Consider the following 26,168-nt stretch of genomic DNA (forward strand, 5'->3'; position numbering starts at 1 on the left):
TGTCGCACTGGTCGGCCGGAACGAACATGGAATGATGCTTGCCCTGGATTTCATCGAGCCGATAGCCGAGGGCGTCGAGAAAATTCTTGTTTGCCGCGATGATCGTCCCGTCAAGATTGAATTCGATCATGGCCTGCGAGCGGCCGATGGCGTCTAGCCGAGACTGTGCATCACTACGGGACTTGCGGCTAAACATCCAAATGTCTCCTCGTTGAGAAATCGTTTTGCGTGGCGCGCGGCATTGCCCCGAAATTTCGGGCTCTTTGGTCACTCGAATGTACTGGTGGAACTATCGCCCCAGCATCCCGACATGGGCGTCTCGACAGCTCTCGAGTAGATTTACGGGCAAGGAGCAAAGATTAAATTAACGACGCTACCGGAAGCGCGCAGCCAAACGCCGCAGAACTACGCGACTGAGCACCGCAAACTTTCTGTACGAAATACTTACGCTTCAATGCGCAGCCTTCTGCGTCCATTCCACCACAGCGCCAGGTTCCACACCACACAGGTTGCAAGCGCCAGAGAAAGACCTATCACCAGTCCAAATTTCACGACCGCAACGTGCAACACGGCGATCGCCATTCCGAATCCGAGCAGGCCCCAGGCCGAATTGGCCAGCACCGCGGCGGTCGGCGGACCGCCGATGCGCGGATGCAGGATTACCATGATGCTGGAGAACACCACCGGATAGAGCGCGATGATGCCGCTGATCCGGGGGCCGACCCAGCCCGAGGTCGAGACGACGATCGCGACGAGAGTCGCGACCAGCGCAGCCCGCATCGGCACATCATACCAGCGCCGCGTCACCAGTGGCATCTTCACGTGGCGATAGCCCGCGAGCAGCGGAATGCAGATGCCGAACGCGATCAGATTGGCGGCGAGCCCGGCGGTGAGCGGCCAGTCGAACTGCTTGATGATCGAGGCGAACACGATCCAGACCGCGACCGCGCTTCCGCAACTCACCAGAAGGCTGCGCCGCTGTGCCAGCACCACATAGGTAACGCACATGAAGATCGTCGCTGCATTGACCGGCAAGCTCGACAGTGCGCCCTGGGCGATGAAGGCGGCATCGTGATCGAGCGCGAGGAAGACGTAGGATGGTCCGGCCGAAACCGGCAAGGTCGCGACCAGCGCGCCGATCACCGGCCCTGAGCGCTCGGTAATGATCGACGCCGTCACGACGAACGCCGCCGCGACCATCATGCGCAGAACGAGGATGAGGATGAAGTGGAGCTCGGGGGACATTTTTTCTTCGTCGTCCTGGACAAGCGAAGCGCAGATCCAGGACCCTAACCACAGGCTTCGCTGTGTTGGACGATCGTCGTTGTCAGTGCCGCAAGGCAATCAGCATCTGGGGTAATGGGTCCTGGCTCCAGTGCGCAGTTGCGCACAAGGCCAGGACGACACCGATTGTCAGGCTGCGCTCCTCGCCTCACATCCGCTGCATCGAGACCGAGACCTTCGGGCCGTTCTTGATGGTCTGATAGACCACGCAATAGCGCTCGGTGAGCTTGAGCAGCAGGTCGAGCTTGTCCTGCGGCGCATCGGTGTCGACGTCGAAGCGCAGTCGGATCTCGGCGAAGCCGACCGGGGTCTCCTTGTCGACGCCGAGCGTGCCGCGGAAATCGAGATCGCCCTCGGCATAGACGTTGCCGGTCTTCAAGGGCACCTCGATCGCGGTCGCGACCGATTTCAGCGTGACGCCGGCGCAGGCGACCAGCGCCTCGAGCAACATGTCGCCGGAGCAGAGCTCGAGGCCGGAGCCGCCGGTCGCGGGATGCAGGCCGGCCATTGCGATGGCGCGGCCGGTCTCGACCTTGCAGGCGATGCCTTCGCTGTCGGTCGAGCCCTTGGCCTTCAGCGTGATCATCGCGGTCTTGGGGTCGGTCTTGTAGCGCTCCTTGATCGGGGCCTGCATCTGGCGCAGTGCTGCGGCGTCCATTTTGTCTCTCCCGGGAAAATCGTCTCTGCGAAGTACCGGCTTGCGATGTACCGGCTCGGAGAGAAATTGTCACCACCACATGGCCTGACCGGGACCCTGGGTTGCGTCACGGTCGGGCACGCCGCGATCGAGCGAACGGTCGAGTGACGTCAGCACACTTCGCTTGAAATTCTCGAACAGCGGCGAATTGCGGTCGCGTGGCCGGCCGAGATTGATCTCGATCTGGTCGAACAGCCGGCCCGGCCGCGGCCGCATCACCAGCACGCGGTCGGCCAGCACCACGGCCTCGTCGACGTCATGCGTCACGAGGACGAGCGTCGGCCGCGTGTCGGCCCAGAGATCGAGCAGATGATCCTGGAGGTCCCTGCGGGTGAAGGCATCGAGCGCCGAGAACGGCTCGTCGAGCAAGAGCACCTCGGGCTGCGGCACCAGTGCGCGGGCAATCGCGACGCGCTGTGCCTGCCCGCCCGAGAGCTCGCGCGGCCAGGCCTGCGCTTTCTCGGCGAGCCCGACACGCTCGAGCGCACGCGCCACCTTTTCACGCCGCTCGGTCGCGGGCCCATCGGCCAGACCAAAGCCGATATTGTCGGCGACGCTGAGCCAGGGCAGCAGCCGCGGCTCCTGGAAGATGATGCCGATCTTGGCATGGGGCGCGGCGATCGCCTCGTTGTCGAGCGTCACCGTGCCCGAGCTTGCGCGGTCGAGGCCCGCGATGGCGCGCAGCAGCGTGGACTTGCCGCAGCCCGAGCCGCCAATGATGGCGACGATCTCGCCTTGCCTGATCTCGGCGGAAAAGCGCGCCAGCGCCTGCACGCCGTTGGGATAGGTCTTGCTGACCCGGTCGAGCGCCAGCATCGCCTTATGCTCCCGTCGCACGCCCGAAGGCGTCCTGCCAGCGCAGGAAGGGCGCGGCCGCGATCTCAATCAGCCAATCCGTGAGCTTGCCGAGGATCGCGAAGATCACGATGGCGGCGAGGATCTGCGCGGGCTTGCCGAGCTGCTGGCCGTCGAGCAGGAGATAGCCGAGGCCTTCGGACGCGCCGATCAGCTCGGCCGCCACCACGAACATCCAGCCCAGACCAAGACCGACGCGCAAGGACACGACATAGGCCGGCAGCACCGCGGGCAGCAGAATACGGCGGATCATGGCAGGTCCGGAGAGACGAAAGGTGCGACCGACCTCGACGATCTTGCGATCGACGATGAGGATCGCGCCCATCACGCCGAGATAGACCGGGAAGAACACCCCGACCGCGATCAGCGCGATCTTCGAGGTCTCGAAGATGCCGAGCCAGAGGATGAACAGCGGCACCCAGGCCAGCGACGGAATTGCGCGCAGCGCCTGCACGGTCGGATCGACCAGCCGCCGCGCCAGCGACCAATAACCGGATATGGCGCCGAGCAAGGTGCCCGCGACCACGCCGAACCCAAAGCCGAGACCGACGCGCCCCAGTGTCGCGGCGATGTGACGGACCAATTCGCCGGAGCGGGCAAGATCAATAATGGTGGCGAACACGCGCGAGGGCGGCGGCACCAGCCGGCCGTTGGACCAGCCGCGCCAGACCAGGAACTCCCAACCGAGCGCGAGGGTGAGCGGCAGCAATATTCCCAGCAATGGACGCGCGTAGCGGTTGAGCCGAGACGGCGCCGCGGCGCCCTCGGCCGGTTCCGAGGTTTGTTGCAGGACTGGCGCGTCGGAGATCATGGCCGGTAGGAAGCGCGTCTGGTTAGGGATTGCAACACTACTCTTGCCGGGCCTTCCTCTACCTGAGTAGCCCGGATGGAGCGAAGCGCAATCCGGGAATCGTGCCCCAGGATGGACCGCCCCGGATTTCGCTGCGCTCCTTTCGGGCTACAAGGCGAACCTCAATTCGTCGGCAGCGGGACCTGGTCGTCGATCAGGGCGTCGAGCGTCGCCTTCACGTCGACCTTGGCATCGACGACGCCGGCCTGTTGCAGGGCGAGCCCCGCGGCGAGGATCGATTCGCGCTGGGGCGCGCCGATGCGGCTGTGGGTCAGCTCGGTGCGCTCCTTGAGCTGCTTGTCGACGACAGGCTCCGGCAGCTTGGTCACGGCGATGAAGGTCTTCTTGAGCTCGTCGTAATTCGTCAGCGAATATTTGCGGGCCTCTTCGTACACCGCGAGCACGCGGCGGGCGGCGTCCGGATAGTCTTTCAAGAACTGCTCGCGCACATTGAGGATGCCCCAGGTGTTGGCGTCGGCCTTGCGGTAGAACAGTTTTGCGCCATCCTCGACCTCGGCCTGCGCCATCATCGGATCGAGCCCGGCCCACGCATCGACGTCGCCGCGGATCAGTGCGGTCTTGCCGTCGGCGTGCTGGAGCAGCACCGGGGTGATGTCCTTTTCGGTGAGACCTGCGCCAAGCAGCGCGCGCACCAGGAAGATGTGCGGGTCGGTGCCGCGCGTCACCGCGACGCGCTTGCCCTTGAGGTCGGCGACATCCGCGATCTTGGAATCCTTTGATGTCACCAACGCCGTCCATTCGGGACGCGAATAGACGTAGACCGACTTGATCGGGTTGCCGTTGATGCGCGCGACCAGGGCCGCCGAGCCCGCGGTCGAGCCGAAGTCGATCGAGCCCGCATTGAGGAATTCGAGCGCCTTGTTGGAGCCGGCCGACTGCACCCAGGTGACGGTGATGCCATCCTTGGCGAACTCCTTCACCAGGAGCCCCTTCTGCTTCAGGACCATCGACACCGGATTATAGGTCGCCCAGTCGATACGGATTTCCTTGAGCGGATCCGCCGCCCGCGCCGCGGGGGACATTGCGAGAGCGACCGCTCCCGCCAGCAGTATGCGCCGTGTAATCGTAGTCATGCCCAGCCTCCTCAAAAACTTCATTGTTTTTCAATGAGTTATATCTAGAGGTCAACGAGAAAATCCGCCCCTTGAAAGCACGTCGGCTGAGAACAGCTTTGCCCAAAGCCGCACCTTTCCAGCATGGAACGACTATTGCGAGAGAATGGCGGGTGACAGCGCCTGCCGCCTCTTATATCCGGTGAGACATGGACAGCGTCGCGACTGAGCAAAAGGCTGAGGTGGACGATCGCTTCGACACCGCGCGGATCACCGCCGCGGTCGATGCGCTTGCCGAGAAGCACCAGGGACGCGAGGACGCGTTCCGCACGGCCATGGCGCAACTGCTCAAGGCCGAGCTGATTGCGTCGCGCGCCGCGGCACAGACGATCCTGCTGAAGGACCGTCACGGCCGGCGCTGCGCCGAGCGTCTGTGCCACGTGCAGGACGAGATCATCCGCATCCTGTATTCGGCCGCCACCCGCCATCTCTACCGCTCGCCGATCCCGAGCGGCGCCGAGCGCATGGCCGTGGTGGCGACCGGCGGCTATGGCCGCGGCCTGATGGCTCCCGAGTCCGACATCGATCTGCTTTTCATCCTGCCCTACAAGCAGACCGCCTGGGGCGAGCAGGTCGCCGAGGCCATCCTCTATTGTCTTTGGGACATGGGGCTGAAGGTCGGTCACGCCACGCGCTCGGTCGACGAGTCGATCCGGCAGGCGCGCGGCGACATGACCATCCGCACCGCAATCCTGGAGACGCGCTTCCTCACCGGCGACCGGCCGCTCTATGACGAGCTGGTCGCCCGTTTCGACAAGGAGGTCGTGCAAGGCACTGCGTCCGAGTTCGTCACCGCGAAACTCGCCGAGCGTGAGGAGCGGCATCGCCGCGGCGGCCAGTCGCGTTATCTGGTCGAACCCAACGTCAAGGACGGCAAGGGCGCGCTCCGCGACCTGCACACGCTGTTCTGGATCGCGAAGTACGTCTACCGCGTGAGCGACACCGACGAGCTGGTCGACCGCGGCGTGTTCGACGCGCAGGAATACCGCACCTTCCGCCGCTGCGCCGATTTCCTCTGGTCCGTACGCTGCAACCTGCATTTCTACTCCGGCCGCGCCGAAGAACGCCTCTCCTTCGACCTCCAGCGCGAGATCGCGGTCCGGCTCGGCTACACCTCGCATCCCGGCATGCAGGACGTCGAACGGTTCATGAAGCACTACTTCCTGGTCGCCAAGGAAGTCGGCAATCTCACCGCCATCCTCTGCGCCAAGCTCGAGGACCAGCAGGCCAAGCCCGCGCCGGTGCTGAGCCGGATGATGGCGCGGCTGCGCCCCACTGCGGTGAAGCGGAGGGTGCCCGACAGCGACGACTTCATCGTCGACAACAACCGCATCAACGTCGCGGCACCCGACGTGTTCAAGCACGATCCGGTCAATTTGATCCGCATCTTCCGCCTGGCGCAGAAGAACAATCTCGCCTTCCACCCGGACGCGATGCGCGACGTGACGCGCTCGCTCGGCCTGATCAACGCGCAGATGCGCGAGAATCCCGAGGCCAACCGGCTGTTCATGGAGATCCTGACGTCCGACAACGCGGAAATCGTGCTGCGGCGGATGAACGAGACCGGCGTGCTCGGCCATTTCATCCGCGCCTTCGGCAAGATCGTCTCGATGATGCAGTTCAACATGTATCATCACTACACCGTCGACGAGCATTTGATCCGCTGCGTCGGCTTCCTCCAGGACATCGAGCGCGGCGGCATCGAAGAATTCGCGGTGGCCAGCGACCTCATGCGCAAGATCCGGCCCGAGCATCGCTCCGTGATCTACATCGCGACGCTGCTGCACGACGTCGCCAAGGGCCGGCCCGAGGACCACTCGGTCGCCGGCGCCAAGGTGGCGCGACGGCTTTGCCCGCGGCTCGGCTTCAGCCCGGCCGACACCGAGCTCGTGGCCTGGCTGATCGAGGAGCATCTGACGATGTCCACCGTCGCGCAGTCGCGCGATCTCTCCGACCGCAAGACCATCGAGAATTTCGCGGCCGTGGTGCAGTCGGTCGAGCAGATGAAGCTGCTCACGATCCTGACCACCGCCGATATCCGCGGCGTCGGCCCGGGCGTGTGGAACGGCTGGAAGGCGCAGCTTTTGCGCTCCCTCTACTACGAGACCGAGCCGGTGCTGACGGGCGGCTTCTCGGAGGTCGACCGCGGCAAGCGCCTCACGGCCGCCTACGGCGAATTCCGCAACGCCTTCGCCGAATGGCCCGCGGACGAACTCGATGCCTATATCGGCCGGCATTATCCGGCCTATTGGCTCAAGGTCGAGCTGCCGCGAAAAATCCGGCACGCCCGCTTTGTCCGCTCCAGCGAGCAGGCAGGCCACAAGCTCGCGATCAATGTCGGCTTCGACGAGGTACGCGGCGTCACCGAGCTGACCATCTTCGCGGCCGACCATCCCTGGCTGCTGTCGATCATCGCGGGCGCCTGTGCCTCGGCCGGCGCCAACATCGTCGATGCCCAGATTTACACCACGACCGACGGTCGCGCGCTCGACACGATCTCGATTTCCAGGGAATACGACCGCGACGAGGACGAGGGACGGCGCGCCACGCGCATCGGCGAGATGATCGAGGACGTTCTGGAAGGCAAGCTGCGTCTGCCCGAAGTGGTGGCGCGGCGCACCGTGCGCGGCAAGGCGCGGCCGTTCGTGATCGAGCCGGAAGTGACCATCAACAACCAATGGTCCGACCGCTACACAGTGATCGAAATGTCCGGCCTCGACCGTCCCGGCCTGCTCTACGAGCTGACCACTGCGATCTCGAAGCTCAACCTCAACATCGCCTCGGCCCATGTCGCGACCTTCGGCGAGCGCGCCCGCGACGTGTTCTATGTCACCGACCTCCTGGGCGCGCAGATCAGCGCGCCGACACGCCAGGCCGCGATCAAGAGCGCGCTGACCCACGTGATGGCCGGCGACAAGGCGGTTCAGCCGGCGGCGTGAGCGGGGAGACCTAAACCGCCACGCCTTCATGCCGCAGCAGCCAGCGCTTGCGCGCGAGGCCGCCGCCATACTTCACCAGAGAACCATCGGCGCCGATCAGGCGGTGGCACGGCAGCACCACGCTGATCGGGTTGGAGCCGTTGGCATGGCCGACGGCGCGAATAGCCCTGGGCGTGTCGATCCTTGCGGCGAGCGCGCCGTAGCTCATCGTGGTGCCGGCAGGGATTTGCGCCAACGCATTCCAGACCTTCTGCTGGAACGGCGTGCCGGCGATGCGCCAGGCGATGCCTGAGAGCTGGCCGAGATCGCCGTCGAAATAGCCCGACAGCGCAGTCCGCATGGCTGCGGGCGCGGGCTGGTCATTCAACTCCACCACACCGTAATGCAGCCGCAAGAGCTCGCGCATGCGGTGCTCGTAGTCCTCCCAGTCGAGCGCGCGCAAGGCGCCCGCGGCGTCGGTGACCAGCAGCGCAATCCCGATCGGCGTCGCCAGCCGATCGAGGCCGAAGCTTACAGGTGGTCTGGTCGGTCGCGCGGGCATTGCGGCACCATGGCATCGAAACACGCCATCGCACTTGCCACGCCTGCCGTGCTAACGTCCACCCGAAAGCTGACGCTGGGGGAGCTCAACTTGATCTGGATCGCGAATATCCTGGTGGCGCTGGTCGCCGCACTGCACGCTTACTTCCTGATCCTGGAAATGTTTCTCTGGGACAAGCCGCAGGGCTTGAAGGTTTTCCGCAACACGCCGGAGAAGGCAGCGATCACCAAGGTGCTGGCCGCCAACCAGGGACTCTATAACGGCTTCCTGGCCGCAGGCCTGGTCTGGGGGCTGGTGCACGGCAATCCGGCCTTCGCGTTCCAGATCAAGGCGTTCTTCCTGCTCTGCGTGATCGTGGCCGGCGCTTATGGCGCCGCGACCGTCAGCACGCGCATCCTGATGGTGCAGGCGCTGCCGGCGGCGCTCGCGCTGTTGGTCTTGTTCCTGACCTGAGACGTTAAAGCGCGGCGCCGCGATCCTTGCGCGTCGCCTGCCGTTCCTCCACAATCTCCGACAGCGATGGCGACCGTTGGCAATCAACGGGACAAGACCGTCGGTCGGAAATTCCGTCAGGAGGAACACCCCACATGAGCAATCGCAGAGCCTTCATAGCTGCCACGGCGACGCTCGCCTTCGCGTTCTCCGCCAGCCAAGCCTTCGTCAGTGAAGCCCTCGCCCAAAAGAAGTACGACACCGGCGCGAGCGACACCGAGATCAAGATCGGCCAAACCGTGCCGTTCTCCGGCGCCTATTCCGTCTACGCCAATATCGGCAAGACCCAGGCCGCCTACTTCAAGATGATCAACGATCAGGGCGGCATCAACGGCCGCAAGATCAATCTGATCCAATATGATGATGCCTACTCGCCGCCCAAGACCGTCGAGCAGGTGCGCAAGCTCGTCGAAGGCGACGAGGTGCTGTTCACCTTCCAGATCATCGGCACCGCCGCGAACGCCGCCGTGCAAAAATATCTCAACGGCAAGAAGATCCCGCAGCTGCTGGCCTCGACCGGCGCCGCGCGCTTCAACGATCCGCAGAACTATCCCTGGACCATCGCTTATAATCCGAACTACGTGTCCGAGGGGCGCATCTACGCCAAGTACATTCTCAAGGAGCATCCGAACGCCAAGATCGGCGTGCTCTATCAGAACGACGACATGGGTCGCGACTATCTCGCCGGCCTCAAGAGCGGTCTCGGCGACAAGGCCGCCAGCATGATCGTCGGCGAAGTCTCCTACGAGGTCACCGATCCGACGGTGGACTCGCAGGTGGTCAAGCTGAAGTCGTTGGGCGCCGATCTTTTCTATGATGCCTCAACACCCAAGTTCGCGGCGCAGGCGATCAAGAAAGTCGCCGAGCTCGGCTGGACGCCGGTGCACATTCTCGACATCAATGCGAGCCCGATTTCGGCGACGCTGAAGCCGGCCGGCCTCGACATCTCCAAGGGCATCATCTCCACCCAATACGGCAAGGAGCCCGGCGATCCCCAGTGGAAGGACGATCCGGGTGTGAAAGCGTTCTTCGCCTTCATGGACAAGTATTTCCCCGAAGGCGACAAGCTCAACACCGTCAACACCTATGCTTATTCGGTCGCCGAATTGCTGACGCAAGTTCTGAAACAGTGCGGCGACGACCTGTCGCGTGAGAACGTGATGAAGCAGGTCGCCAGCATCAAGGACTTCACACCGAGCTTCGCGCTGCCCGGCATCAAGATCAATACCGGGCCGAACGACTACCGTGTCAACAAGCAGATGCAGATGATGAAGTTCAACGGCGAACGCTGGGAGCTGTTCGGCCCGATCATGGAGGATGCAGGTCCGGCGGGTTAGTCTCTCGGAGATTTCATAAAGTGGGTTACGCCCGGCGGGCGCGCTTCGCGCATCCGCCGGGCCGGCCCACCTGACGAACTTGCTGCGAAGTTGCGTATCCTACGAACTGCGGGCCCGCGCCCACCTTGCGTTGCAACAACGCCTCATCCACTATCGCCCTCAGCGGTGACATCAGGTGCGCATGAGCGCGCCGGATTGATCACCGGCAATAAACACTGAGGAAACGCGAATGAGGAATGGAATGCTGCATCTGGCCACAGCAACGGCGCTGACCCTGGCGCTGTCGGTTTCAGCGGCCAATGCCCAGAAGAAATATGATCCGGGCGCCAGCGATACCGAGATCAAGGTCGGCCAGACGATGCCGTTTTCTGGACCGGCGTCGGCCTATTCGTCGATCGGCAAGACCCAAGCCGCCTATTTCAAGATGATCAACGACCAGGGCGGCGTCAACGGCCGCAAGATCAATCTGATCCAGTATGACGACGCCTACTCGCCGCCGAAAGCCGTGGAGCAGATTCGCAAGCTCGTCGAGAGCGACGAGGTCCTGCTGACCTTCCAGATCATCGGCACGCCGGTGAACGCAGCCGTGCAGAAATATCTCAATTCGAAGAAGGTGCCGCAACTGTTCGCGGCGACCGGAGCCTCGAGGTTCACGGATCCGAAGAACTTTCCGTGGACGATGGGCTTCAACCCCAACTACTTCGTCGAAGGCCGCATCTACGGACAGTACATCCTGAAGGAGCATCCGAACGCCAAGATCGGCGTGCTCTATCAGAACGACGACCTCGGCAAGGACTATCTGAACGGCATCAAGGCCGGCCTCGGCGACAAAGCCGCCAAGATGATCGTGACTGAAGCTTCCTACGAAGTCTCCGATCCGACTGTCGACTCGCAGATCCTTAAGATCAAGGACGCCGGCGCCGATTTGTTCTTCAGCGCCACCACGCCGAAGCAGGCGGCGCAGGCGATCAAGAAGATCGCCGAGATGGGCTGGCATCCGGTGCAGATCGTTGACATCAACGCCACCTCGGTCGGCGCGGTGCTGAAGCCGGCCGGACTCGACGCCGCCAAGGGCCTGATCAGCGTCAATTACGGCAAGGAACCGCTCGATCCGACCTGGAAGGACGATGCCGGCCTTAAGAGGTATTTCGACTTCATGGCCAAGTATTATCCGGATGGCGACAAGGACTCGAACTTCAACACCTACGGCTACAGCACGGCGCAGCTGCTGGTCCATGTGCTGAAGCAGTGCGGCGACGACCTGACGCGCGAGAACGTGATGAAGCAGGCCGCGTCGCTGAAGGACGTGACCAGCGACACCGCGCTTCCCGGCATCAAGGCCAACACCTCACCGACCGACTACCGGGTCAACAAACAGCTTCAGATGATGAAGTTCAACGGCGAACGCTGGGAGCTGTTCGGCCCGATCATTGAGGATGCGGGTCCAGCGGGTTAGTTCTGCACGGTCATTCCAGGCTGGCGCGCGAGCGCCAGACCCGGAATCTCGAGATTCTCAGGTGCGCAATTGCGCACCTGAGTTCGATGCTTTCGCATCGCCCGGGAACGACGTGGCTCTACTCCGGTATCTCGCCGAAGTTCTTTCCCACCGGCAGCACGGCGTGCCGAATGAGCCGTGAATCCTCCACCGCGGCCTGCCTGTGCTTCACCGCTTCGCGATAGACGGGATCGCGGATCATCTCGACGAAGGCGGCGACGCTTGGGTATTCGGCGATGAAGCAATGGTCCCAGCGCTCGGCCTCGGGGCCGATTAGCATCAGCTCGAATTTGCCCTGCCAGACGATGCGGCCGCCGAGGCGTTCGAACACCGGGCCGCTCTCGCGGCCATAGGCCGCATAGGCCTCCGCGCCGCTCGCCTTGCGGCCATCCGGATAGGCCGCCTCCTTGCGCAAGCGCACCAGGTTGAGCATGTGGATCGGACCGGGGCGGTCGTTGTCCCGGAACTGCGCGAAAATCTCCTTGGTCGGATCGATGTGGCCCATCTGCGTTCCCTGTTGTTTTATGCCGGCGATCCTAGCCCCGCCGTCGAACCAGCGGAACTGCGGCCATCGAATGCCGCACCTCCTAATCACGCGTTAAGCTCTGGGTAACCGGGCCTTAAACAGCGACCGCTAGCGTGCGGCGGGGCGGGCTGACCGGGCGTTTGCGTATGGGGTTGGGAAAGAAAAAGGGTGGGCGGAAGGAGCCGTTGTTCGGCTTGCCTGCAGCACTCGCCGATCTGCGCCTGACCGCGGCCGACCGTATCCCCGGCGGCGACGACAAGCCGAAGAAATCAACGAAAACATCTGCCAAGCGCAAAAGCGAGGATGCCGGCGACGAGCCGCCGCGCGAGCGGAAGGCGCCGGCCGGCCGCGGCAGTGCCAAGCGGCGATCGAAGTCGCGCATCGGCGCGAGCCTTGGCCGCCTGGTCTATTGGGGCGCGGTGCTGGGCCTATGGGGTGCGATCGCCGTGATCGGCGTCGTGATCTATGTCGGGGCTCATCTGCCGCCGATCCAGTCGCTGGAAATCCCCAAGCGGCCGCCGACGATCCAGATCGTCGGCATCGACGGCAGCATGCTGGCGCAACGCGGCGAGATGGCCGGCGCCAACGTCGCGCTGAAAGAACTGCCGCAATACCTGCCCAAGGCGTTCATCGCCATCGAGGACCGCCGCTTCTATTCGCATTTCGGCATTGATCCCGTAGGCATCCTGCGCGCGCTCGTCACCAACGTGCTTCATCGCGGCGTGTCGCAGGGCGGCTCGACGCTGACGCAGCAATTGGCGAAGAACCTGTTCCTGACCCAGGAGCGCACCATGGCGCGCAAGCTGCAGGAAGCCGAGCTCGCGATCTGGCTGGAGCGCAAGCATTCCAAGAACGAGATCCTGGAGCTCTATCTCAACCGCGTCTATTTCGGCTCCGGCGCCTATGGCGTCGAGGCCGCCGCGCAGCGCTATTTCGGCAAGTCGGCCAAGAACGTCACCGTCGCGGAGGCCGCGATGCTGGCCGGCCTGGTCAAATCGCCCTCGCGGCTCGCGCCGAACCGCAACCCCGAAGGCGCAGAAGCGCGCGCGAAAATCGTGCTCACGGCGATGGCGGATGCGAAATTCATCACCGAGGCGCAGGCGCAGGCCTCGATCGGCAAACCCTCCTACAATGTGAAGCCGGTCGGCGCCGGTACGGTCAATTACGTCGCCGACTGGATCGGCGAGGTGCTGGACGATCTGGTCGGCCAGATCGACGAGAGCATCAAGGTCGAGACCACGATCGATCCGAAGCTCCAGAGCGTGGCGGAAGCCGCCATCATCGACGAGCTCGCGGCCAAGAGCGTGAAATTCAATGTCAGCCAGGGCGCGCTGGTGGCGATGACGCCTGACGGCGCCGTTCGCGCCATGGTCGGCGGCCGGAACTATTCCGAGAGCCAGTACAACCGCGCCGTCACCGCCAGGCGCCAGCCGGGCTCCTCGTTCAAGCCGTTCGTGTACCTGACCGCGCTCGAGCAGGGGCTGACGCCCGACACCCTCCGGCAGGACGCGCCGATCGAGGTCAAGGGCTGGAGACCTGAGAACTATACGCACGAATATTTCGGCGCGGTGACGTTGACCCAGGCGCTCGCGATGTCGCTCAACACGGTCGCCATCCGCCTCGGCCTCGAGGTCGGGCCGAAGAACGTGGTGCGCACCGCGCACCGGCTCGGCATCACCTCGAAGCTCGAGCCCAACGCCTCGATCGCGCTCGGCACCTCCGAAGTCTCGATGGTCGAGCTGGTCGGCGCCTATGCGCCCTTCGCCAATGGCGGCTTCACGGCGACGCCGCATGTCGTCACGCGGATCAGGACGCTCAGTGGCAAGCTGCTCTACATGCGCCAGGCGGACGAGCACAACCAGGTGGTCGACCCGCGCTATGTCGGCATGATGAACGCGATGATGCGGGAAACGCTGATCAGCGGCACCGCCAAGAAGGCGGAGATCCCGGGCTGGCCGGCGGCCGGCAAGACCGGCACCAGCCAAGACTACCGCGACGCCTGGTTCATCGGCTACACCGCCAACCTCGTCACTGGCGTGTGGCTCGGTAATGACGACAACTCGCCGACCAAGAGGGCGACCGGCGGCGGCTTGCCGGTCGAAGTCTGGTCGCGCTTCATGAAGACGGCACACGAGGGTGTGCAGGTTGCAGCCTTGCCGAGCTCTCCAGGTGGCTGGGGTCTGTCGAACCTGGCGCAGGCGACGTCGCAGGTGTCGCCGCCAACAGCGGCAGCGCCCGCACCGGCACCGGCACCGGCCAGCAACGGCGGCTATCGCCCTCCCCCCACGCGCGCCAATGCGCGACCGGAAGCAGCGGCGGGGCTCGATGGCTGGCTGATGGACCGGCTGTTCGGCGGGAATCGCTAGGTTCTGCTTGAGGTCCGGGTGACCTCAAAACAAAAACTGCGAAAACAACCCCATGCACAGTAGCCGAGGATAACGAAATCAACGGCTTGCGCGGGCAGCACAAACGCGCGCGCTGGCTGTCATTCCCCGCCAAGGCGGGGAATCCAGTACGCCGCGGCTTCTCGATTCGACAACAGCCGCCTCTGGAATACTGGATCGCCCGCTTTCGCGGGCGATGACAGCGTCACATGAGGCATCAACGAGCCCTAATCCTCGACCCCATACCGGTGCAAATCGTTACCGTACGTATCGAGCCACTTCTTGGCGCGCTCCATCGACGGGCAGACCTTGCCACAGACGCGCCAGAATCGCGCCGAGTGGTTCATCTCGACGAGATGGGCGACCTCGTGGGCGGCGAGATAGTCGAGCACGTAGGGCGGCGCGAGGATCAGGCGCCAGGAGAACGACAACGAGCCGGCCGAGGTGCAGGAGCCCCAGCGGCTCGATTGATCGCGGATCGAGAGCCGCTTGACCTTGACGCCGAGCTCGGCGGCATAGGATTCCGCGGCACGCTGAAGATCGCGGCGCGCCTCGCGCTTGAGGAAATCGCTGACGCGACGGTCGGCATGCTCGACGCCGCCGGCAACGCAGAGAATGCGCTCACCGCTATCGCGCACTTCCGTCCACACCGTACCGCGCGTGCCGGCGCGATGAACGATACGATGAGACACGCCGCGAAGCGGTATCACTGTGCCAGGTTGGAACGGTGCGGCCTTCGGCAAACGGCCGAGACGTGCCGCGATCCACGCGCCGTGGCGCTGCGCGAAGTCTTTTGCTTCGGCGAGCGTGCCGCGCGGCGGCATGGTGAGGATGGCTTCGCGATCGCTCGGATGAATTCTGAGCGTGTAACGGCGCGCGCGGCGATGCCGACGCAGTCGAATCGCAAAATATTGCGATCCATGGGTGATCAGGAGGGTCTTCGGCTCGTGGGGCCGCCGATAGAGGAGTGCGCGAGTGGCCATGTCTGTCAGTCCGGGGGGCAGGAGAGCGCCCGGATTCTGCCATAACCGCCGCCAGGGAAAGCGCTCGGCGCAAAAACAAATCATTTGCCCAATATACAGGGGTCTGGCGTCCGGGAGACCCTACAGACTGGGGTTGGAACCGGCTTTTTTCGCCCCCGTTGGACGCATGCGACACCCCCAAGGGCTGAGGTTGGACTCACTCCTACAAAGCTACCCAAATACCTCGAATCTGGCCGGGAACTCGCCCCTGTCGGAGCCTCCGACAGGGCGTTGATTTGCAGCGGGAAAGCCGAAAACGCGATTATTCGGCCGCGAGCGCCTGCAATGAGCTCGGATTCGCCGCCGAGACCATGAAGTCATGAATGCGCGGCACGATTTCCGATTTGAAGCGCGAGCCATTGAACACGCCGTAATGTCCGACGCCCTTCTGGACGTAATGAACGCGGCGATGATCGGGAATTGAGCTGCACAATGTGTGTGTTGCTTCGGTCTGACCGATGCCGGAGATGTCGTCGTTCTCGCCTTCGACCGTCATCAACGCGACGCGCGTGACCTTGGAGGGATCGACGCGTGTTCCACGATGGGCCATCTCGCCCTTCGGCAGCGAGTGCTTCACGAACACGGTGTCGACCGTCTGCAGGTAATACTCGGCCGAGAGATCCATCACCGCGAGATATTCGTCGTAGAAGTCGCGATGCTTGTCGACGAGGTCGCCGTCGCCCTTCACCAGATTGGCGAACAGCTGCTTGTGGGCGTCCATATGCCGGTCGAGATTCATGCTGATGAAGCCGTTGAGCTGCAGGAATCCCGGATAGACGTCACGCATCATGCCCGGATGCGGGAACGGCACCTTGGTGATGACGTGGTTGCGGAACCAGTCGATGCCACGCTCCTGGGCGAGGTTGTTCACCGCGGTCGGATTGCGACGGGTGTCGATCGGGCCGCCCATCAGCGTCATCGAGGTCGGCACGAAGGGATCACGCAGCGCTTCCATGATCGAAACGGCAGCGACGACGGGAACCGAGGGCTGGCACACCGCCAGCACATGGGTGTTGCCGCCGAGGACATGCAGCATCTCGATGACGTAGTCGATGTAATCGTCGAGATCGAAGCGGCCCTCGCTGAGCGGCACCATGCGGGCATCGGCCCAATCGGTGATGTAGACCTCATGCGCCGGCAGGAACGCCTCGACCGTACCGCGCAAGAGAGTCGCGTAATGGCCGGACATCGGCGCCACGATCAGCACGCGCGGCTGCGGGCTGCGCAGCGGGCGGGTGAATTTGCGATCGAAGTAGAGCAGGCGGCAGAACGGCTTTTCCCAGACCGAGCGAACCTCGACGGGGACGCGGATGCCGTTGACCTCGGTGTCGTTGAGGCCCCATTCCGGCTTGCCGTAGCGGCGCGTGGTGCGCTCGAACAATTCGCAGGCCGCGGCAACCGACTTGCCGACTTCGGTGCGCGCCCATGGATTAAGCGGATTTTGAAACAGCAGCTTGGTTGCGTCTGTGATCGCACGCGCCGGATTGAGAGAGGCTTGCCCCATCTCATACATCCAGTACATCGGCGTCGTCAGAACCGGACTGCCTTCGGCCACCAGGGGCGGCGCGCCGCCAAACTCACCAATCGGCATCGCTATATTCCTCTTCGCATCGCAGCATACTGCCGAATGCGTAATATTGCGTCAATGCATGGTTCCGTACATCTACGTGGCCCAGGTGCCCAAACCGGGCTGAATCCACGAGAAAGTGACGTTATTCGCCGCCTGACAGCAGCGAGCCCTGCATCCGGGCGCTGCGCAAAAGGGCAAGGAATGCCCCAAAAGATGCAACCAACAGCACCGCGTTGATGGCCAACGCGCTCAGCATCAGATCGGTCCTGAAGGTGTTTTCGATCAGCAGCGCGCGCATCCCTTCGAACACGTAGGTCGGCGGCAGCGTCCAGGCGACATATTGCAACCAGACCGGCAGCACGCTGACGGGATAGTAGACGCAGGCAAGCGGCATGATGCCGAACATCAAGGTCCAGACGATGCTCTCGGCGCCGAGGCCGTTTCGCAGCACGAGGCCGGAGACGAAGATGCCGACCGACCAGCTCGTGAAGATCAGATTGCAGAAGAAGGCGATCAGAGGCACGCCGAGCGCATAGACGTTGAAGTGAAACAGGAACAGCGCGAGCAGCGTCATCGGGATGACGCCGATCGCGAGCCTGATCAGGCTCATGATCATCAGCGACAGCAGGAATTCGATCGGCTTCAACGGGCTCATCATGAGATTGCCGAGGTTGCGCGCCCACATCTCTTCTAGGAACGAGATCGAAAAGCCGAGCTGCCCGCGAAACAGGATGTCCCAGAGGATGACGGCGCCGATCAGCGTGCCGCCGGCACGCGCGAAGAAGTTCGCATTCTGCGCGATATAAAGCTGAAGAAAGCCCCAGGTGATGACTTGCAGCGCCGGCCAGTAGAGCAGCTCGAGCAGCCGCGGCCAGGACGACAGCAGGAGGTACCAATAGCGCAGGATCATCGCGCCGATGCGGTGGAGGGAGATGCCGCGGTGGAGGGAAATCTCGGTCATGGCGCCCTCCCGTAGCCCGGATGGAGCGAAGCGCAATCCGGGGCCAGACGCGAGAATCCCGGATTTCGCTGCGCTCCATCCGGGCTACGAATACAGTCACTCATCGTGCGACCTCCTGCGCGCCATTCACCCTTCCGCGCGCGACGTCCAGGAACACCTCTTCAAGCGTGGTGCGGTTGTAACGCGCCATGATGGCTTCGGGCGTATCGTCGTCCTCGATACGGCCGCGCTTCATGATGATGACGCGGTCGCAGAGCCGCTCGACCTCGAGCATGTTGTGCGAGGCCAGGAGGATGGTGGCGTTGTTCGCCTTGCGATAACGCTCCAGATGCCCCCGGACCCAGTCGGCGGTGTCGGGATCGAGCGAGGCGGTCGGCTCGTCCAGCAACAGCAGCTCGGGCTGGTTGATCAACGCCTTGGCAAGCGCAACGCGCGTCTTTTGTCCCGCGGAGAGCTTGCCGTTGGCGCGGTCGATGAACTCGGTAAGATCGAGATCATCGCCGAGCTCAGCGATGCGGTCGGAGAGGTTCTTCACCGCATAGAGCTTGCCGAACACGGTGAGGTTCTGACGCACCGTGAGCCGCATCGGCATGTCGACATAGGGGCTCTCGAAATTCATCCGCCCCAACACGGAAGCACTTTCCTCCGGCATGCGATGCCCGAGCACCTGCACGCGGCCGGAGGTCGGCAGCACGAGGCCCATGATCGTCGCGATGGTCGTGGTCTTGCCGGCGCCGTTGCCGCCCAGCAACCCCGTGATGCTGCCGCGCGGAAGCGAAAAGGAGATGTCGTCGACGGCGCGGGTCTGCTTGTAGACCTTGACGAGGTGATCGACCGCGATTGCCGCGGACAGGCTGCGATCCGCGACAGTCGGCCAGCTTGAAGCCTTGTCATTCTCGGTCATGCTGGGCGTTCTTCTGCTATTGCAGCGGAGAGCGCAAGGCTTGTAATCCGGTGGTTCCGTGAGCCGCGCGCTTGTGATCGAGAAGGCACCGCCCCATTGGCCGAAATGACCGAACTTGCCGCTTCCGACTTTCGCCCCGCGCAGCGGCATATCCGCCTGGATACCATCCTGCGGCTGCGCTGGCTCGCGGTGCTGGGCCAACTCGCCGCGATCTTCATCGTGGCGCAGGGACTGGAATTCAACGTCGAGATCGTCCCCTGCGTCAGCATCATCGCCCTGTCGGCGGCGCTTAATCTGGCGCTCCAGACCGTGTCCAATCCGCTGCAGCGGCTGGAGCCGATGCAGGCGGCCGGGCTGCTCGCGCTCAACATCGTGGAGCTGGCGGGTCTCCTGTTCTTCACCGGCGGGCTCCAGAACCCGTTCTCGTTCCTGTTCCTCGCGCCCGTGCTGATCTCGGCGACCGCGCTGCCGGCCCGCTTCACCTTCGGCCTCGGCGTGCTGGCTGTCGCCTGCGCCTCGGTGCTGTTCTTCTTCCATCTGCCGCTGCCTTGGGATTCCGACGATCCGCTGGTGCTGCCGCCGATCTATCTCGTCGGCGTCTGGCTCTCGATCGCGCTCGCGATCGGCGTCACCAGCCTCTACTCGTTCCAGGTCACCGAGGAGGCGCGCAAGCTCGCCGACGCGCTCGCCGCGACCGAGCTGGTGCTGACGCGCGAGCAGCATCTGACCCAGCTCGACGGCCTGGCTGCAGCCGCGGCGCACGAGCTCGGCACGCCGCTCGCGACGATCTTCCTGATCTCGCGGGAGCTGGAGAAGACGGTGAAGGAGCCGAACTTTGCCGCCGACCTGAAGACCCTGCGCGAACAAACGCAGCGTTGCCGCGACATATTGAGCAAGATCACCCAGCTCTCCTCCACCGGGGCGCCGTTCGACCGCATGAAGCTGTCGGAGCTGATCGAGGAGGTGGTGGCGCCGCACCGCGATTTCGGCGTCGATATCAAGGTGCGCATTGCCGTCGCCATCGCGGCCGAGCCGGTCGGCTCGCGCAATCCGGCGATCCTCTACGGCGTCGGCAATATCGTCGAGAACGCGGTCGATTTCGCCCGCACCACCGTCGAGGTGAATGCGTGGTGGAACAGGGACACGATCGAGCTCGTGATCTCCGACGACGGTCCCGGCATTCCGCCTGACATCCTGAACCGGATCGGCGAGCCCTATTTGTCGCGGCGGCGCAGCAAGGACGAAGGCGGCGGCCTGGGGCTCGGCGTATTCATCGCGCGCACCTTGCTGGAGCGCACCGGCGCCAAGGTCTCGTTTACCAACCGCATCTTTCCGGACCATGGCGCGGTGGTCCAGATCACGTGGCCGAGAGACCGTTTTGAGGCTATCGAGACCTTCGAAGAAACAATAGGATAGGCCGCGACCTTGCGTCGCACAACAGGGCCGATCGACTATTGGCGCCCTTGGCACCGCCCGATTGCGCCGCCATATGTAGACGCGCTGGAGAGAGGACGAAACCTTGAACGCCATCGCCGAACTGAACGAACAGACCGACCGCTCGCTCCTGATCGTGGAGGACGACAAGCCGTTTCTGGAGCGGCTGTCGCGCGCCATGGAAACGCGCGGCTTTGCGGTGACGTCATGCGACACCGTCTCGGACGGTCTGGCGCAGATCGGCAAGGCGGCGCCGGCATTCGCCGTGGTCGATCTCCGGCTCGGTGACGGCAACGGTCTCGACGTGGTCTCGGCGCTGAAGAAGAAGCGCCCCGACGCCCGCGCGATCGTGCTGACCGGCTATGGCAACATCGCCACCGCCGTCACCGCGGTGAAGATGGGCGCGGTCGATTATCTCTCGAAGCCCGCGGACGCCGACGACGTCGTCGCGGCGCTGCTGTCGACCGGTTCGGACAAGTCCGAGTTGCCGGCGAACCCGATGTCGGCCGACCGCGTGCGCTGGGAACACATCCAGCGCATCTACGAGATGTGCAACCGCAACGTCTCGGAGACGGCGCGGCGCCTCAACATGCATCGCCGCACGCTGCAGCGGATTTTGGCGAAGCGCGCGCCTCGGTAATCCGGGGCGTTTACTCATGGCGCGCAGATGTCGGCCTCGCGGCTAAGACGCTGATAGTCCGCTCGGTCAACGCATTGCTGCGTTTGACCCGGAACAGCCATTTGCTGGAGCAGCCTGCAACGTCGCTTTTGGCACGTTGTGAGTGGAACCGAGACCACACGCTGATTCCGGCAACGCGCAGTTCGGCGGAAGCGCGCGTGGTCTATTCATGACCATAGTAGCGCTGGTTGCATTGGTGGCGGCCCCGCTCGTAACTCGCCTCTCGGTACGCGGGCCCTTTCATGACGCTACTTACGTCGGCGAGCATCCGTGCGTTCTTAAGGCACTCCACGTAGGGCTTGTTTGAAAGCCAATCGAGGCCGAGTCCGCCAGCATAGGATGACTGCGTCGAGGTCACGAACGAACTCAGTCCGGCTAGCGCGGCAAAGGCAAAGAGAGCGGTGCGGAAGCTTTTCATGGTACATTCCTTGTGGCGGGTTAATTCCCGAACAAGCGATATCGCGCGGCACGTCTAACGTATGTGCGGCCCGTCACGTCCGCTGCGCCGGAACAAGAGTTCGGCACCGTGATCATCGTCGGTGTTGGCCGCGAGGTTTCACATGGTCCGGTGAACAGACGGTGGCCCGCAAGACGGAATGGCCAGATTGGCGTCCGCCTGCAGAGATGGTTGTGCGCCACCCTATCTGCCGCAGTTTATGGCAGGCGGTCCCGGCCATCCGCTCCGCGCTCGGGCATCTGGATGGAGCCTACTCCCAAAACTCCGCATGCCCCTGCGGATCGACCAGCCGGTTGATCCGCAACGCCGCCGCCATCGCGAACCGCACCGTCATCTGCTTGCGCGTGGCCGCAGCGAGCTTGTGCTCGGGCGCCTCGCACTGCAGGTGCGCGCCATAGGCATCCGCGATGATCAGGCCGGTGTCTTGCGGAAAGATCTCGCAAGGCAGGTCCTGCGTGAAGGCGAAGAACAGCCGGTCGCAATGCGCCCCGTATTCGTGCCATTTCTGATCGGCGCGCAAATCCTCCACCGACGACTTGATCTCGACGATCCAGATTTCGCCGCGCTCGTTCAGCGCGACAAGATCGGCGCGACGCCCCGAGGGCAGCGGCAATTCGCTGATGCAGGTGAAGCCGAGCGAGCGCAACAGTCGCGCCGTGCCGCGCGCGATCGCCAGCGCCGTCTCGGATTGACGGCGGTCCGGCGGCGGAACGAGGGCAATGCGGGCGGTGTTGTCCATCGGGAGAGGATAGCCGATTCCTCCGTCGTCGTCCTGGCCTAGTGCGCAATTGCGCACGGGAGCCAGGACCCATTACCCCAAGAGATCGTTGGTGCACGAGCTGATAACCACCGGTCCTCGTCAAACTTCGCCCTGTGGCAATGGGTCCTGGATCTGCGCTTCGCTTGTCCAGGACGACGGCGGGTGCGGAACCTGACCTTCCCAAAACACTTATCACGCAGCCGCCGCACCTCGGCGGAACCACCGAGGCGGCGCGCGCATGATTGACGATCTCTGGTACAAGAACGGCGTGTTCTATTGCCTGTCCGTCGGCACCTATATGGACGCCAACGGCGACGGCATCGGCGACTTCAAGGGCCTGCTGCGCCGGCTGGACTATCTGCACGGGCTCGGCATCACCACGATCTGGCTGATGCCGTTCCAGAATTCGCCGGGGCGCGACGACGGCTACGACATCGCCGACTATTACAGCGTCGATCCCCGCTACGGCACGCTGGGTGATTTCGTCGAGTTCACCCATGGCTGCAAGCAGCGCGGCATTCGCGTCATCATCGATCTCGTGGTCAACCACACGTCGGATCAGCATCACTGGTTCAAGGAGGCGCGGCGCGACAAGAATTCGCCTTATCGCGACTGGTATGTCTGGTCCGACAAGAAGCCGGCCGGCGCCAACAAGGGCATGGTATTTCCCGGCGTGCAGAAATCGACATGGACGCGCGACAAGGAGGCGGGCGCGTATTACTTTCATCGCTTCTACGATTTCCAGCCCGACCTCAACACGTCGAACCCGCATGTGCAGGCCGAGATCCTCAAGATCATGGGCTTCTGGATCCAGCTTGGCGTCTCCGGATTCCGCATGGACGCGGTGCCGTTCGTGATCTCGACCAAGGGCGCCAAGGTGAAAAAGCCGGTCGAGCAATACGACATGCTGCGCGCATTCCGCGAATTCCTGCAATGGCGCCAGGGCGACGCCATCATCCTCGCCGAAGCCAATGTGCTGCCGAAAACCGACATGGAATATTTCGGCCGCGACGCCGACCGCATGCACATGATGTTCAACTTCCACGTCAACCAGCATCTGTTCTACGCGCTGGCCTCCGGCGACTCGCGCCCGCTGGCGAAGGCGCTGAAGGCGACCAAGCCGCGGCCGGCGTCGGCGCAATGGGGCCTGTTCCTGCGCAATCACGACGAGCTCGATCTCGGCCGACTGACCAAGGCGCAGCGCGACATCGTGTTCAAGCGCTTCGGTCCCGACAAGGACATGCAGCTCTACGACCGCGGCATTCGCCGCCGCCTCGCGCCGATGCTGGGCGGCGACCGCAGGCGGCTCGAGCTCGCCTACAGCCTGATGTGCACGCTGCCGGGAACGCCGGTGATCCGCTACGGCGACGAGATCGCGATGGGTGAGGATCTATCGCTGCCCGAACGCAATTGCGCGCGCACGCCGATGCAATGGTCGACCGAGCCGCATGGCGGCTTCACCACGAGCGACAAGCCGGCCAGCCCGGTCATCGACGAGGGACCTTACGGCTTCCAGCACGTCAATGTCGCAAAACAGCGGCGCGATCCCAATTCCATGCTGAACTGGACCGAGCGCATCGTCCGCATGCGCAAGGAGGTGCCGGAGATCGGCTGGGGCGATTTTTCGATCGTTGCGACGCGCGATCCCGCCGTGTTCATCATGCGCTACGACTGGCGCAACAATTCCGTGCTGTTCGTGCACAATCTCGACGAGAAGCCGCGCGAGATCGCGTTCTCGGCGGGGGTGCCGGGTGAGACCGGCGCGCACCTGATCAACCTGCTTGCGGAGGACCACAGCCACGCCGACAAGCGCGGCCAGCACCGCGTCGTGCTGGAGCCCTACGGCTATCGCTGGTACCGCGTCGGCGGCTTGGATTACCTGCTGAAGCGGAGTGACATAGACAAGACGGTGCGGGGTAACAAGCATCCGGGGTGACACGCCGTCGTCCCGGCGAAGGCCGGGACCCATAACCCCAGGGAAAAATTTGGCGAAGACCCTCGTTCGGCACTCCTACCAATCACAATAGATAGATTCCGCGGTATGGGTCCCGGCCCCCCGTGCGCAATTGCGCACTAGGCCGGGACGACGACTAGGCGGGCGGCGTGATGATAACGCCCTCATTGCCGCGCAAATCCAGCACGCCTTCGAGCCGCTCCCCTTCGCGATCCAAAAACGTCGACAGCAATACCTCGCTGCCGAACCTGATCGCGCTGGTGGTGACCGCGATCGGCTCAGGGGCGAGATTGAGCACCACGATCACCGCCCTGCCCTCGGCCTCGCGGCGATAGACCAGGAGATCGCCTTGCGCCGCGACCGGATGATAGTCGCCCGCGACCAGCGGGGCGCATCCCTTCCGCAACGCGATCAGGCGCTTGTAGAGGCTGAGGATCGAGCGTGTGTCGGCTTCGAGATTGACGACGTTCTCGTGGACATGATCCTCCGGCAGGGGCAGCCACGGCCTGACCTCCGAGAAGCCGGCGAAGTTGGACGAATCCCACTGCATCGGCGTGCGGCAGCCGTCGCGGCCGACACCGATGCCTGGCACATTCTTCTCGAAGGGGTCGCGCACGTCCTCAGGCGCGATCGCGAGCTGATGCATGCCGATCTCGTCGCCGTAATAGAGTGTCGGCGTGCCGCGCAGCGTCAACAGCAGCATGGCGGCGACGCGGGCCTGCTCCGGCCCGACGCGGCTTGCGACGCGCGGGCGATCGTGATTGCCGAGCACCCAGTTCGGCCAGGCGCCCCTCGGCAGTGCCTTCTCGTAATCCTCGATGATCTTCTCGATCGAACGCGCGCTCCAGAAGGTCTGGAGCAGCGCGAAATTGAACGGCATCTGCGCGCCGGTGAGATCGTTGCCGTAATAGGCCATCAGGCGATGCAGCGGCAGATAGATCTCGCCGATCAGGACGCGGGCATCATAGGCATCCGTGACGCGGCGCATCTCGGCGATGACGTCGTGCACCTCCGGCTGGTCGGTGGAATATTGTGTCAGGATTTTTTCGTTGGGCGGCCGGCCCTCGACATAATGCGGATTGGACGGGTTGTCGCGGAAGTCGGTGTCCTTGATCAGATGCCAGATCACGTCGACGCGAAAGCCGTCGACGCCCCTCTCCAGCCAGAACCGCATCACGTCGTAGATCGCCGCCCGGACATCGGGATTGCGCCAGTTGAGGTCCGGCTGCTGGGCCAGGAAGGCGTGATAGTAGTATTGACCGGTCGTGTCGTCGAACTGCCACGCGCTGCCGCCGAACTCCGACAGCCAGTTGTTCGGCACGCCGCCACCCTCGCCCGGGTCGCGCCAGATGTACCAGTCGCGTTTGGCATTGTCGCGCGAGGAGCGGCTCTCGACGAACCAGGGATGCTGGTCCGAAGTGTGGTTCGGCACGAGGTCGAGGATCAGCTTGAGGCCATTGTCATGCGCGGCGGCAAGAAGCGCATCGAAATCCGCCATCGTGCCGAACAGCGGCTCGATGCCGGTGTAGTCGGAGATGTCGTAGCCGAAATCGGCCATTGGCGAGGGGAAAATCGGCGACAGCCAGATCGCGTCGACGCCGAGCGATTTCACATAAGGTAGCCGCCGCAGGATTCCGGCGAGATCGCCGACACCGTCGCCATTGGAATCCTGAAACGAGCGCGGGTAGACCTGATAGAAAATGCCGTCGCGCCACCAATTGCTGCCGCCCTGAGCCATGCGGGAATCCATCCAAAAACTGCTTGTCGCGCGGGAGAACGCGGAAGGAGCGCCCCGGTTCAAACCAGCAGGCGAATTGGGACGGCCGTGTGACGATGTCCGCGGCTGTTCCCGGCCAGGGCACGAATCTTTTGCTTGGCGGCATGGCAATAATCG

At 63.7% G+C, this 26,168-nt stretch carries 22 protein-coding genes and 1 pseudogene; 9 read left to right on the forward strand and 14 right to left on the reverse strand.

The window, feature by feature from the left end:
- The 6 genes from C7G41_RS17195 to C7G41_RS17220 all read right to left on the reverse strand — a co-directional run.
- Positions 1-196, reverse strand: a 196-nt coding sequence (locus C7G41_RS17195) for a PAS domain S-box protein (RefSeq protein WP_146159773.1), incomplete at its 3' end; no start/stop codon positions are given.
- 248 nt (positions 197-444) lie between these two features.
- Positions 445-1,245 (reverse strand): hypothetical protein, encoded by an 801-nt coding sequence (locus C7G41_RS17200; RefSeq protein WP_106943708.1) that lies wholly within the window; start codon positions 1,243-1,245, stop codon positions 445-447.
- Between the two features lie 187 nt (positions 1,246-1,432).
- A complete protein-coding gene (locus C7G41_RS17205; RefSeq protein WP_027566043.1) occupies positions 1,433-1,942 on the reverse strand; it encodes an OsmC family protein in 510 nt (169 codons plus the stop codon).
- 69 nt (positions 1,943-2,011) lie between these two features.
- Positions 2,012-2,797: an ABC transporter ATP-binding protein gene (locus tag C7G41_RS17210; protein ID WP_106943709.1), complete on the reverse strand. Its 786-nt coding sequence runs from the start codon at positions 2,795-2,797 to the stop codon at positions 2,012-2,014.
- Positions 2,798-2,801: 4 nt separating this feature from the next.
- Positions 2,802-3,647 carry an ABC transporter permease gene (locus tag C7G41_RS17215; RefSeq protein WP_106943710.1) on the reverse strand — a complete coding sequence of 282 codons (846 nt, stop codon included), beginning with the start codon at positions 3,645-3,647 and terminating at the stop codon, positions 2,802-2,804.
- Between the two features lie 161 nt (positions 3,648-3,808).
- Positions 3,809-4,780, reverse strand: coding sequence for an aliphatic sulfonate ABC transporter substrate-binding protein (locus C7G41_RS17220; protein ID WP_199198444.1), 972 nt, complete (start codon positions 4,778-4,780; stop codon positions 3,809-3,811).
- A 188-nt stretch (positions 4,781-4,968) separates the two neighbouring features.
- Here C7G41_RS17220 and C7G41_RS17225 point away from each other — a divergent pair, with 188 nt between their 5' ends.
- Complete coding sequence (locus C7G41_RS17225) at positions 4,969-7,758, forward strand: [protein-PII] uridylyltransferase (protein WP_106943712.1); 2,790 nt, start codon at positions 4,969-4,971, stop codon at positions 7,756-7,758.
- A 10-nt stretch (positions 7,759-7,768) separates the two neighbouring features.
- Here C7G41_RS17225 and C7G41_RS17230 read toward each other — a convergent pair whose 3' ends face one another.
- Positions 7,769-8,299 carry a methylated-DNA--[protein]-cysteine S-methyltransferase gene (locus tag C7G41_RS17230; protein WP_106943713.1) on the reverse strand — a complete coding sequence of 177 codons (531 nt, stop codon included), beginning with the start codon at positions 8,297-8,299 and terminating at the stop codon, positions 7,769-7,771.
- Positions 8,300-8,308: 9 nt separating this feature from the next.
- On the opposite strand from C7G41_RS17230, the gene C7G41_RS17235 reads away from it, so the two are divergent.
- From C7G41_RS17235 to C7G41_RS17245, 3 genes are all read left to right on the forward strand, one after another.
- Complete coding sequence (locus C7G41_RS17235; RefSeq protein WP_245446566.1) at positions 8,309-8,752, forward strand: DUF1304 domain-containing protein; 444 nt, start codon at positions 8,309-8,311, stop codon at positions 8,750-8,752.
- 134 nt (positions 8,753-8,886) lie between these two features.
- The gene (locus C7G41_RS17240; RefSeq protein WP_106943714.1) at positions 8,887-10,128 is read left to right on the forward strand and encodes an ABC transporter substrate-binding protein; all 1,242 of its coding nucleotides are present in this window, start codon (positions 8,887-8,889) and stop codon (positions 10,126-10,128) included.
- Between the two features lie 229 nt (positions 10,129-10,357).
- The gene (locus C7G41_RS17245; protein WP_106943715.1) at positions 10,358-11,584 is read left to right on the forward strand and encodes an ABC transporter substrate-binding protein; all 1,227 of its coding nucleotides are present in this window, start codon (positions 10,358-10,360) and stop codon (positions 11,582-11,584) included.
- Positions 11,585-11,702: 118 nt separating this feature from the next.
- On the opposite strand, the gene C7G41_RS17250 is transcribed toward C7G41_RS17245, so the two are convergent.
- The gene (locus C7G41_RS17250) at positions 11,703-12,128 is read right to left on the reverse strand and encodes a DUF1330 domain-containing protein (RefSeq protein ID WP_106943716.1); all 426 of its coding nucleotides are present in this window, start codon (positions 12,126-12,128) and stop codon (positions 11,703-11,705) included.
- A 167-nt stretch (positions 12,129-12,295) separates the two neighbouring features.
- On the opposite strand from C7G41_RS17250, the gene C7G41_RS17255 reads away from it, so the two are divergent.
- Entirely contained in the window at positions 12,296-14,515 is a 2,220-nt protein-coding gene (locus tag C7G41_RS17255; protein ID WP_106943717.1) for a transglycosylase domain-containing protein, read from the forward strand.
- A 245-nt stretch (positions 14,516-14,760) separates the two neighbouring features.
- On the opposite strand, the gene C7G41_RS17260 is transcribed toward C7G41_RS17255, so the two are convergent.
- The 4 genes from C7G41_RS17260 to C7G41_RS17275 form a co-directional block, all read right to left on the reverse strand.
- Complete coding sequence (locus tag C7G41_RS17260; RefSeq protein WP_027514588.1) at positions 14,761-15,600, reverse strand: M48 family metallopeptidase; 840 nt, start codon at positions 15,598-15,600, stop codon at positions 14,761-14,763.
- A 217-nt stretch (positions 15,601-15,817) separates the two neighbouring features.
- Positions 15,818-17,146: a polyhydroxyalkanoate depolymerase gene (locus tag C7G41_RS17265; RefSeq protein ID WP_106943718.1), complete on the reverse strand. Its 1,329-nt coding sequence runs from the start codon at positions 17,144-17,146 to the stop codon at positions 15,818-15,820.
- A gap of 121 nt (positions 17,147-17,267) precedes the next feature.
- The gene (locus C7G41_RS17270; RefSeq protein WP_106943719.1) at positions 17,268-18,086 is read right to left on the reverse strand and encodes an ABC transporter permease; all 819 of its coding nucleotides are present in this window, start codon (positions 18,084-18,086) and stop codon (positions 17,268-17,270) included.
- A gap of 100 nt (positions 18,087-18,186) precedes the next feature.
- Positions 18,187-18,990 carry an ABC transporter ATP-binding protein gene (locus tag C7G41_RS17275; RefSeq protein WP_106944046.1) on the reverse strand — a complete coding sequence of 268 codons (804 nt, stop codon included), beginning with the start codon at positions 18,988-18,990 and terminating at the stop codon, positions 18,187-18,189.
- 105 nt (positions 18,991-19,095) lie between these two features.
- Here C7G41_RS17275 and C7G41_RS17280 point away from each other — a divergent pair, with 105 nt between their 5' ends.
- The 3 genes and pseudogenes from C7G41_RS17280 to C7G41_RS39005 all read left to right on the forward strand — a co-directional run.
- Positions 19,096-20,406, forward strand: a complete 1,311-nt coding sequence (locus tag C7G41_RS17280; RefSeq protein WP_106943720.1) for an ActS/PrrB/RegB family redox-sensitive histidine kinase — start codon at positions 19,096-19,098, stop codon at positions 20,404-20,406.
- A 103-nt stretch (positions 20,407-20,509) separates the two neighbouring features.
- The gene (locus C7G41_RS17285) at positions 20,510-21,064 is read left to right on the forward strand and encodes an ActR/PrrA/RegA family redox response regulator transcription factor (protein WP_007598178.1); all 555 of its coding nucleotides are present in this window, start codon (positions 20,510-20,512) and stop codon (positions 21,062-21,064) included.
- Between the two features lie 520 nt (positions 21,065-21,584).
- A pseudogene (locus C7G41_RS39005) lies at positions 21,585-21,798 on the forward strand (L,D-transpeptidase); the annotation flags it as partial.
- A 12-nt stretch (positions 21,799-21,810) separates the two neighbouring features.
- Here C7G41_RS39005 and C7G41_RS17295 read toward each other — a convergent pair.
- Positions 21,811-22,299: an MmcB family DNA repair protein gene (locus tag C7G41_RS17295; protein WP_106943722.1), complete on the reverse strand. Its 489-nt coding sequence runs from the start codon at positions 22,297-22,299 to the stop codon at positions 21,811-21,813.
- A gap of 259 nt (positions 22,300-22,558) precedes the next feature.
- Here C7G41_RS17295 and C7G41_RS17300 point away from each other — a divergent pair, with 259 nt between their 5' ends.
- Entirely contained in the window at positions 22,559-24,256 is a 1,698-nt protein-coding gene (locus C7G41_RS17300) for an alpha-amylase family protein (protein WP_106943723.1), read from the forward strand.
- A gap of 154 nt (positions 24,257-24,410) precedes the next feature.
- Here C7G41_RS17300 and C7G41_RS17310 read toward each other — a convergent pair whose 3' ends face one another.
- The gene (locus C7G41_RS17310) at positions 24,411-26,012 is read right to left on the reverse strand and encodes an alpha-amylase family glycosyl hydrolase (RefSeq protein WP_106944047.1); all 1,602 of its coding nucleotides are present in this window, start codon (positions 26,010-26,012) and stop codon (positions 24,411-24,413) included.
- Positions 26,013-26,168: the final 156 nt, after the last annotated feature.

The sequence above is a fragment of the Bradyrhizobium sp. MOS002 genome (assembly GCF_003020115.1).
Lineage (GTDB): Bacteria > Pseudomonadota > Alphaproteobacteria > Rhizobiales > Xanthobacteraceae > Bradyrhizobium.

Bases quoted from the DNA above. Each gene is read 5' to 3' on its own strand.
- C7G41_RS17200 (WP_106943708.1), bottom strand. From the start codon at position 1,245: ATGTCCCCCGAGCTCCACTTCATCCTCATCCTCGTTCTGCGCATGATG.
- C7G41_RS17205 (WP_027566043.1), bottom strand. From the start codon at position 1,942: ATGGACGCCGCAGCACTGCGCCAGATGCAGGCCCCGATCAAGGAGCGC.
- C7G41_RS17210 (WP_106943709.1), bottom strand. From the start codon at position 2,797: ATGCTGGCGCTCGACCGGGTCAGCAAGACCTATCCCAACGGCGTGCAG.
- C7G41_RS17215 (WP_106943710.1), bottom strand. From the start codon at position 3,647: ATGATCTCCGACGCGCCAGTCCTGCAACAAACCTCGGAACCGGCCGAG.
- C7G41_RS17220 (WP_199198444.1), bottom strand. From the start codon at position 4,780: ATGACTACGATTACACGGCGCATACTGCTGGCGGGAGCGGTCGCTCTC.
- C7G41_RS17225 (WP_106943712.1), top strand. From the start codon at position 4,969: ATGGACAGCGTCGCGACTGAGCAAAAGGCTGAGGTGGACGATCGCTTC.
- C7G41_RS17230 (WP_106943713.1), bottom strand. From the start codon at position 8,299: ATGCCCGCGCGACCGACCAGACCACCTGTAAGCTTCGGCCTCGATCGG.
- C7G41_RS17235 (WP_245446566.1), top strand. From the start codon at position 8,309: ATGGCATCGAAACACGCCATCGCACTTGCCACGCCTGCCGTGCTAACG.
- C7G41_RS17240 (WP_106943714.1), top strand. From the start codon at position 8,887: ATGAGCAATCGCAGAGCCTTCATAGCTGCCACGGCGACGCTCGCCTTC.
- C7G41_RS17245 (WP_106943715.1), top strand. From the start codon at position 10,358: ATGAGGAATGGAATGCTGCATCTGGCCACAGCAACGGCGCTGACCCTG.
- C7G41_RS17250 (WP_106943716.1), bottom strand. From the start codon at position 12,128: ATGGGCCACATCGATCCGACCAAGGAGATTTTCGCGCAGTTCCGGGAC.
- C7G41_RS17255 (WP_106943717.1), top strand. From the start codon at position 12,296: ATGGGGTTGGGAAAGAAAAAGGGTGGGCGGAAGGAGCCGTTGTTCGGC.
- C7G41_RS17260 (WP_027514588.1), bottom strand. From the start codon at position 15,600: ATGATTTGTTTTTGCGCCGAGCGCTTTCCCTGGCGGCGGTTATGGCAG.
- C7G41_RS17265 (WP_106943718.1), bottom strand. From the start codon at position 17,146: ATGCCGATTGGTGAGTTTGGCGGCGCGCCGCCCCTGGTGGCCGAAGGC.
- C7G41_RS17270 (WP_106943719.1), bottom strand. From the start codon at position 18,086: ATGACCGAGATTTCCCTCCACCGCGGCATCTCCCTCCACCGCATCGGC.
- C7G41_RS17275 (WP_106944046.1), bottom strand. From the start codon at position 18,990: ATGACCGAGAATGACAAGGCTTCAAGCTGGCCGACTGTCGCGGATCGC.
- C7G41_RS17280 (WP_106943720.1), top strand. From the start codon at position 19,096: ATGACCGAACTTGCCGCTTCCGACTTTCGCCCCGCGCAGCGGCATATC.
- C7G41_RS17295 (WP_106943722.1), bottom strand. From the start codon at position 22,299: ATGGACAACACCGCCCGCATTGCCCTCGTTCCGCCGCCGGACCGCCGT.
- C7G41_RS17300 (WP_106943723.1), top strand. From the start codon at position 22,559: ATGATTGACGATCTCTGGTACAAGAACGGCGTGTTCTATTGCCTGTCC.
- C7G41_RS17310 (WP_106944047.1), bottom strand. From the start codon at position 26,012: ATGGCTCAGGGCGGCAGCAATTGGTGGCGCGACGGCATTTTCTATCAG.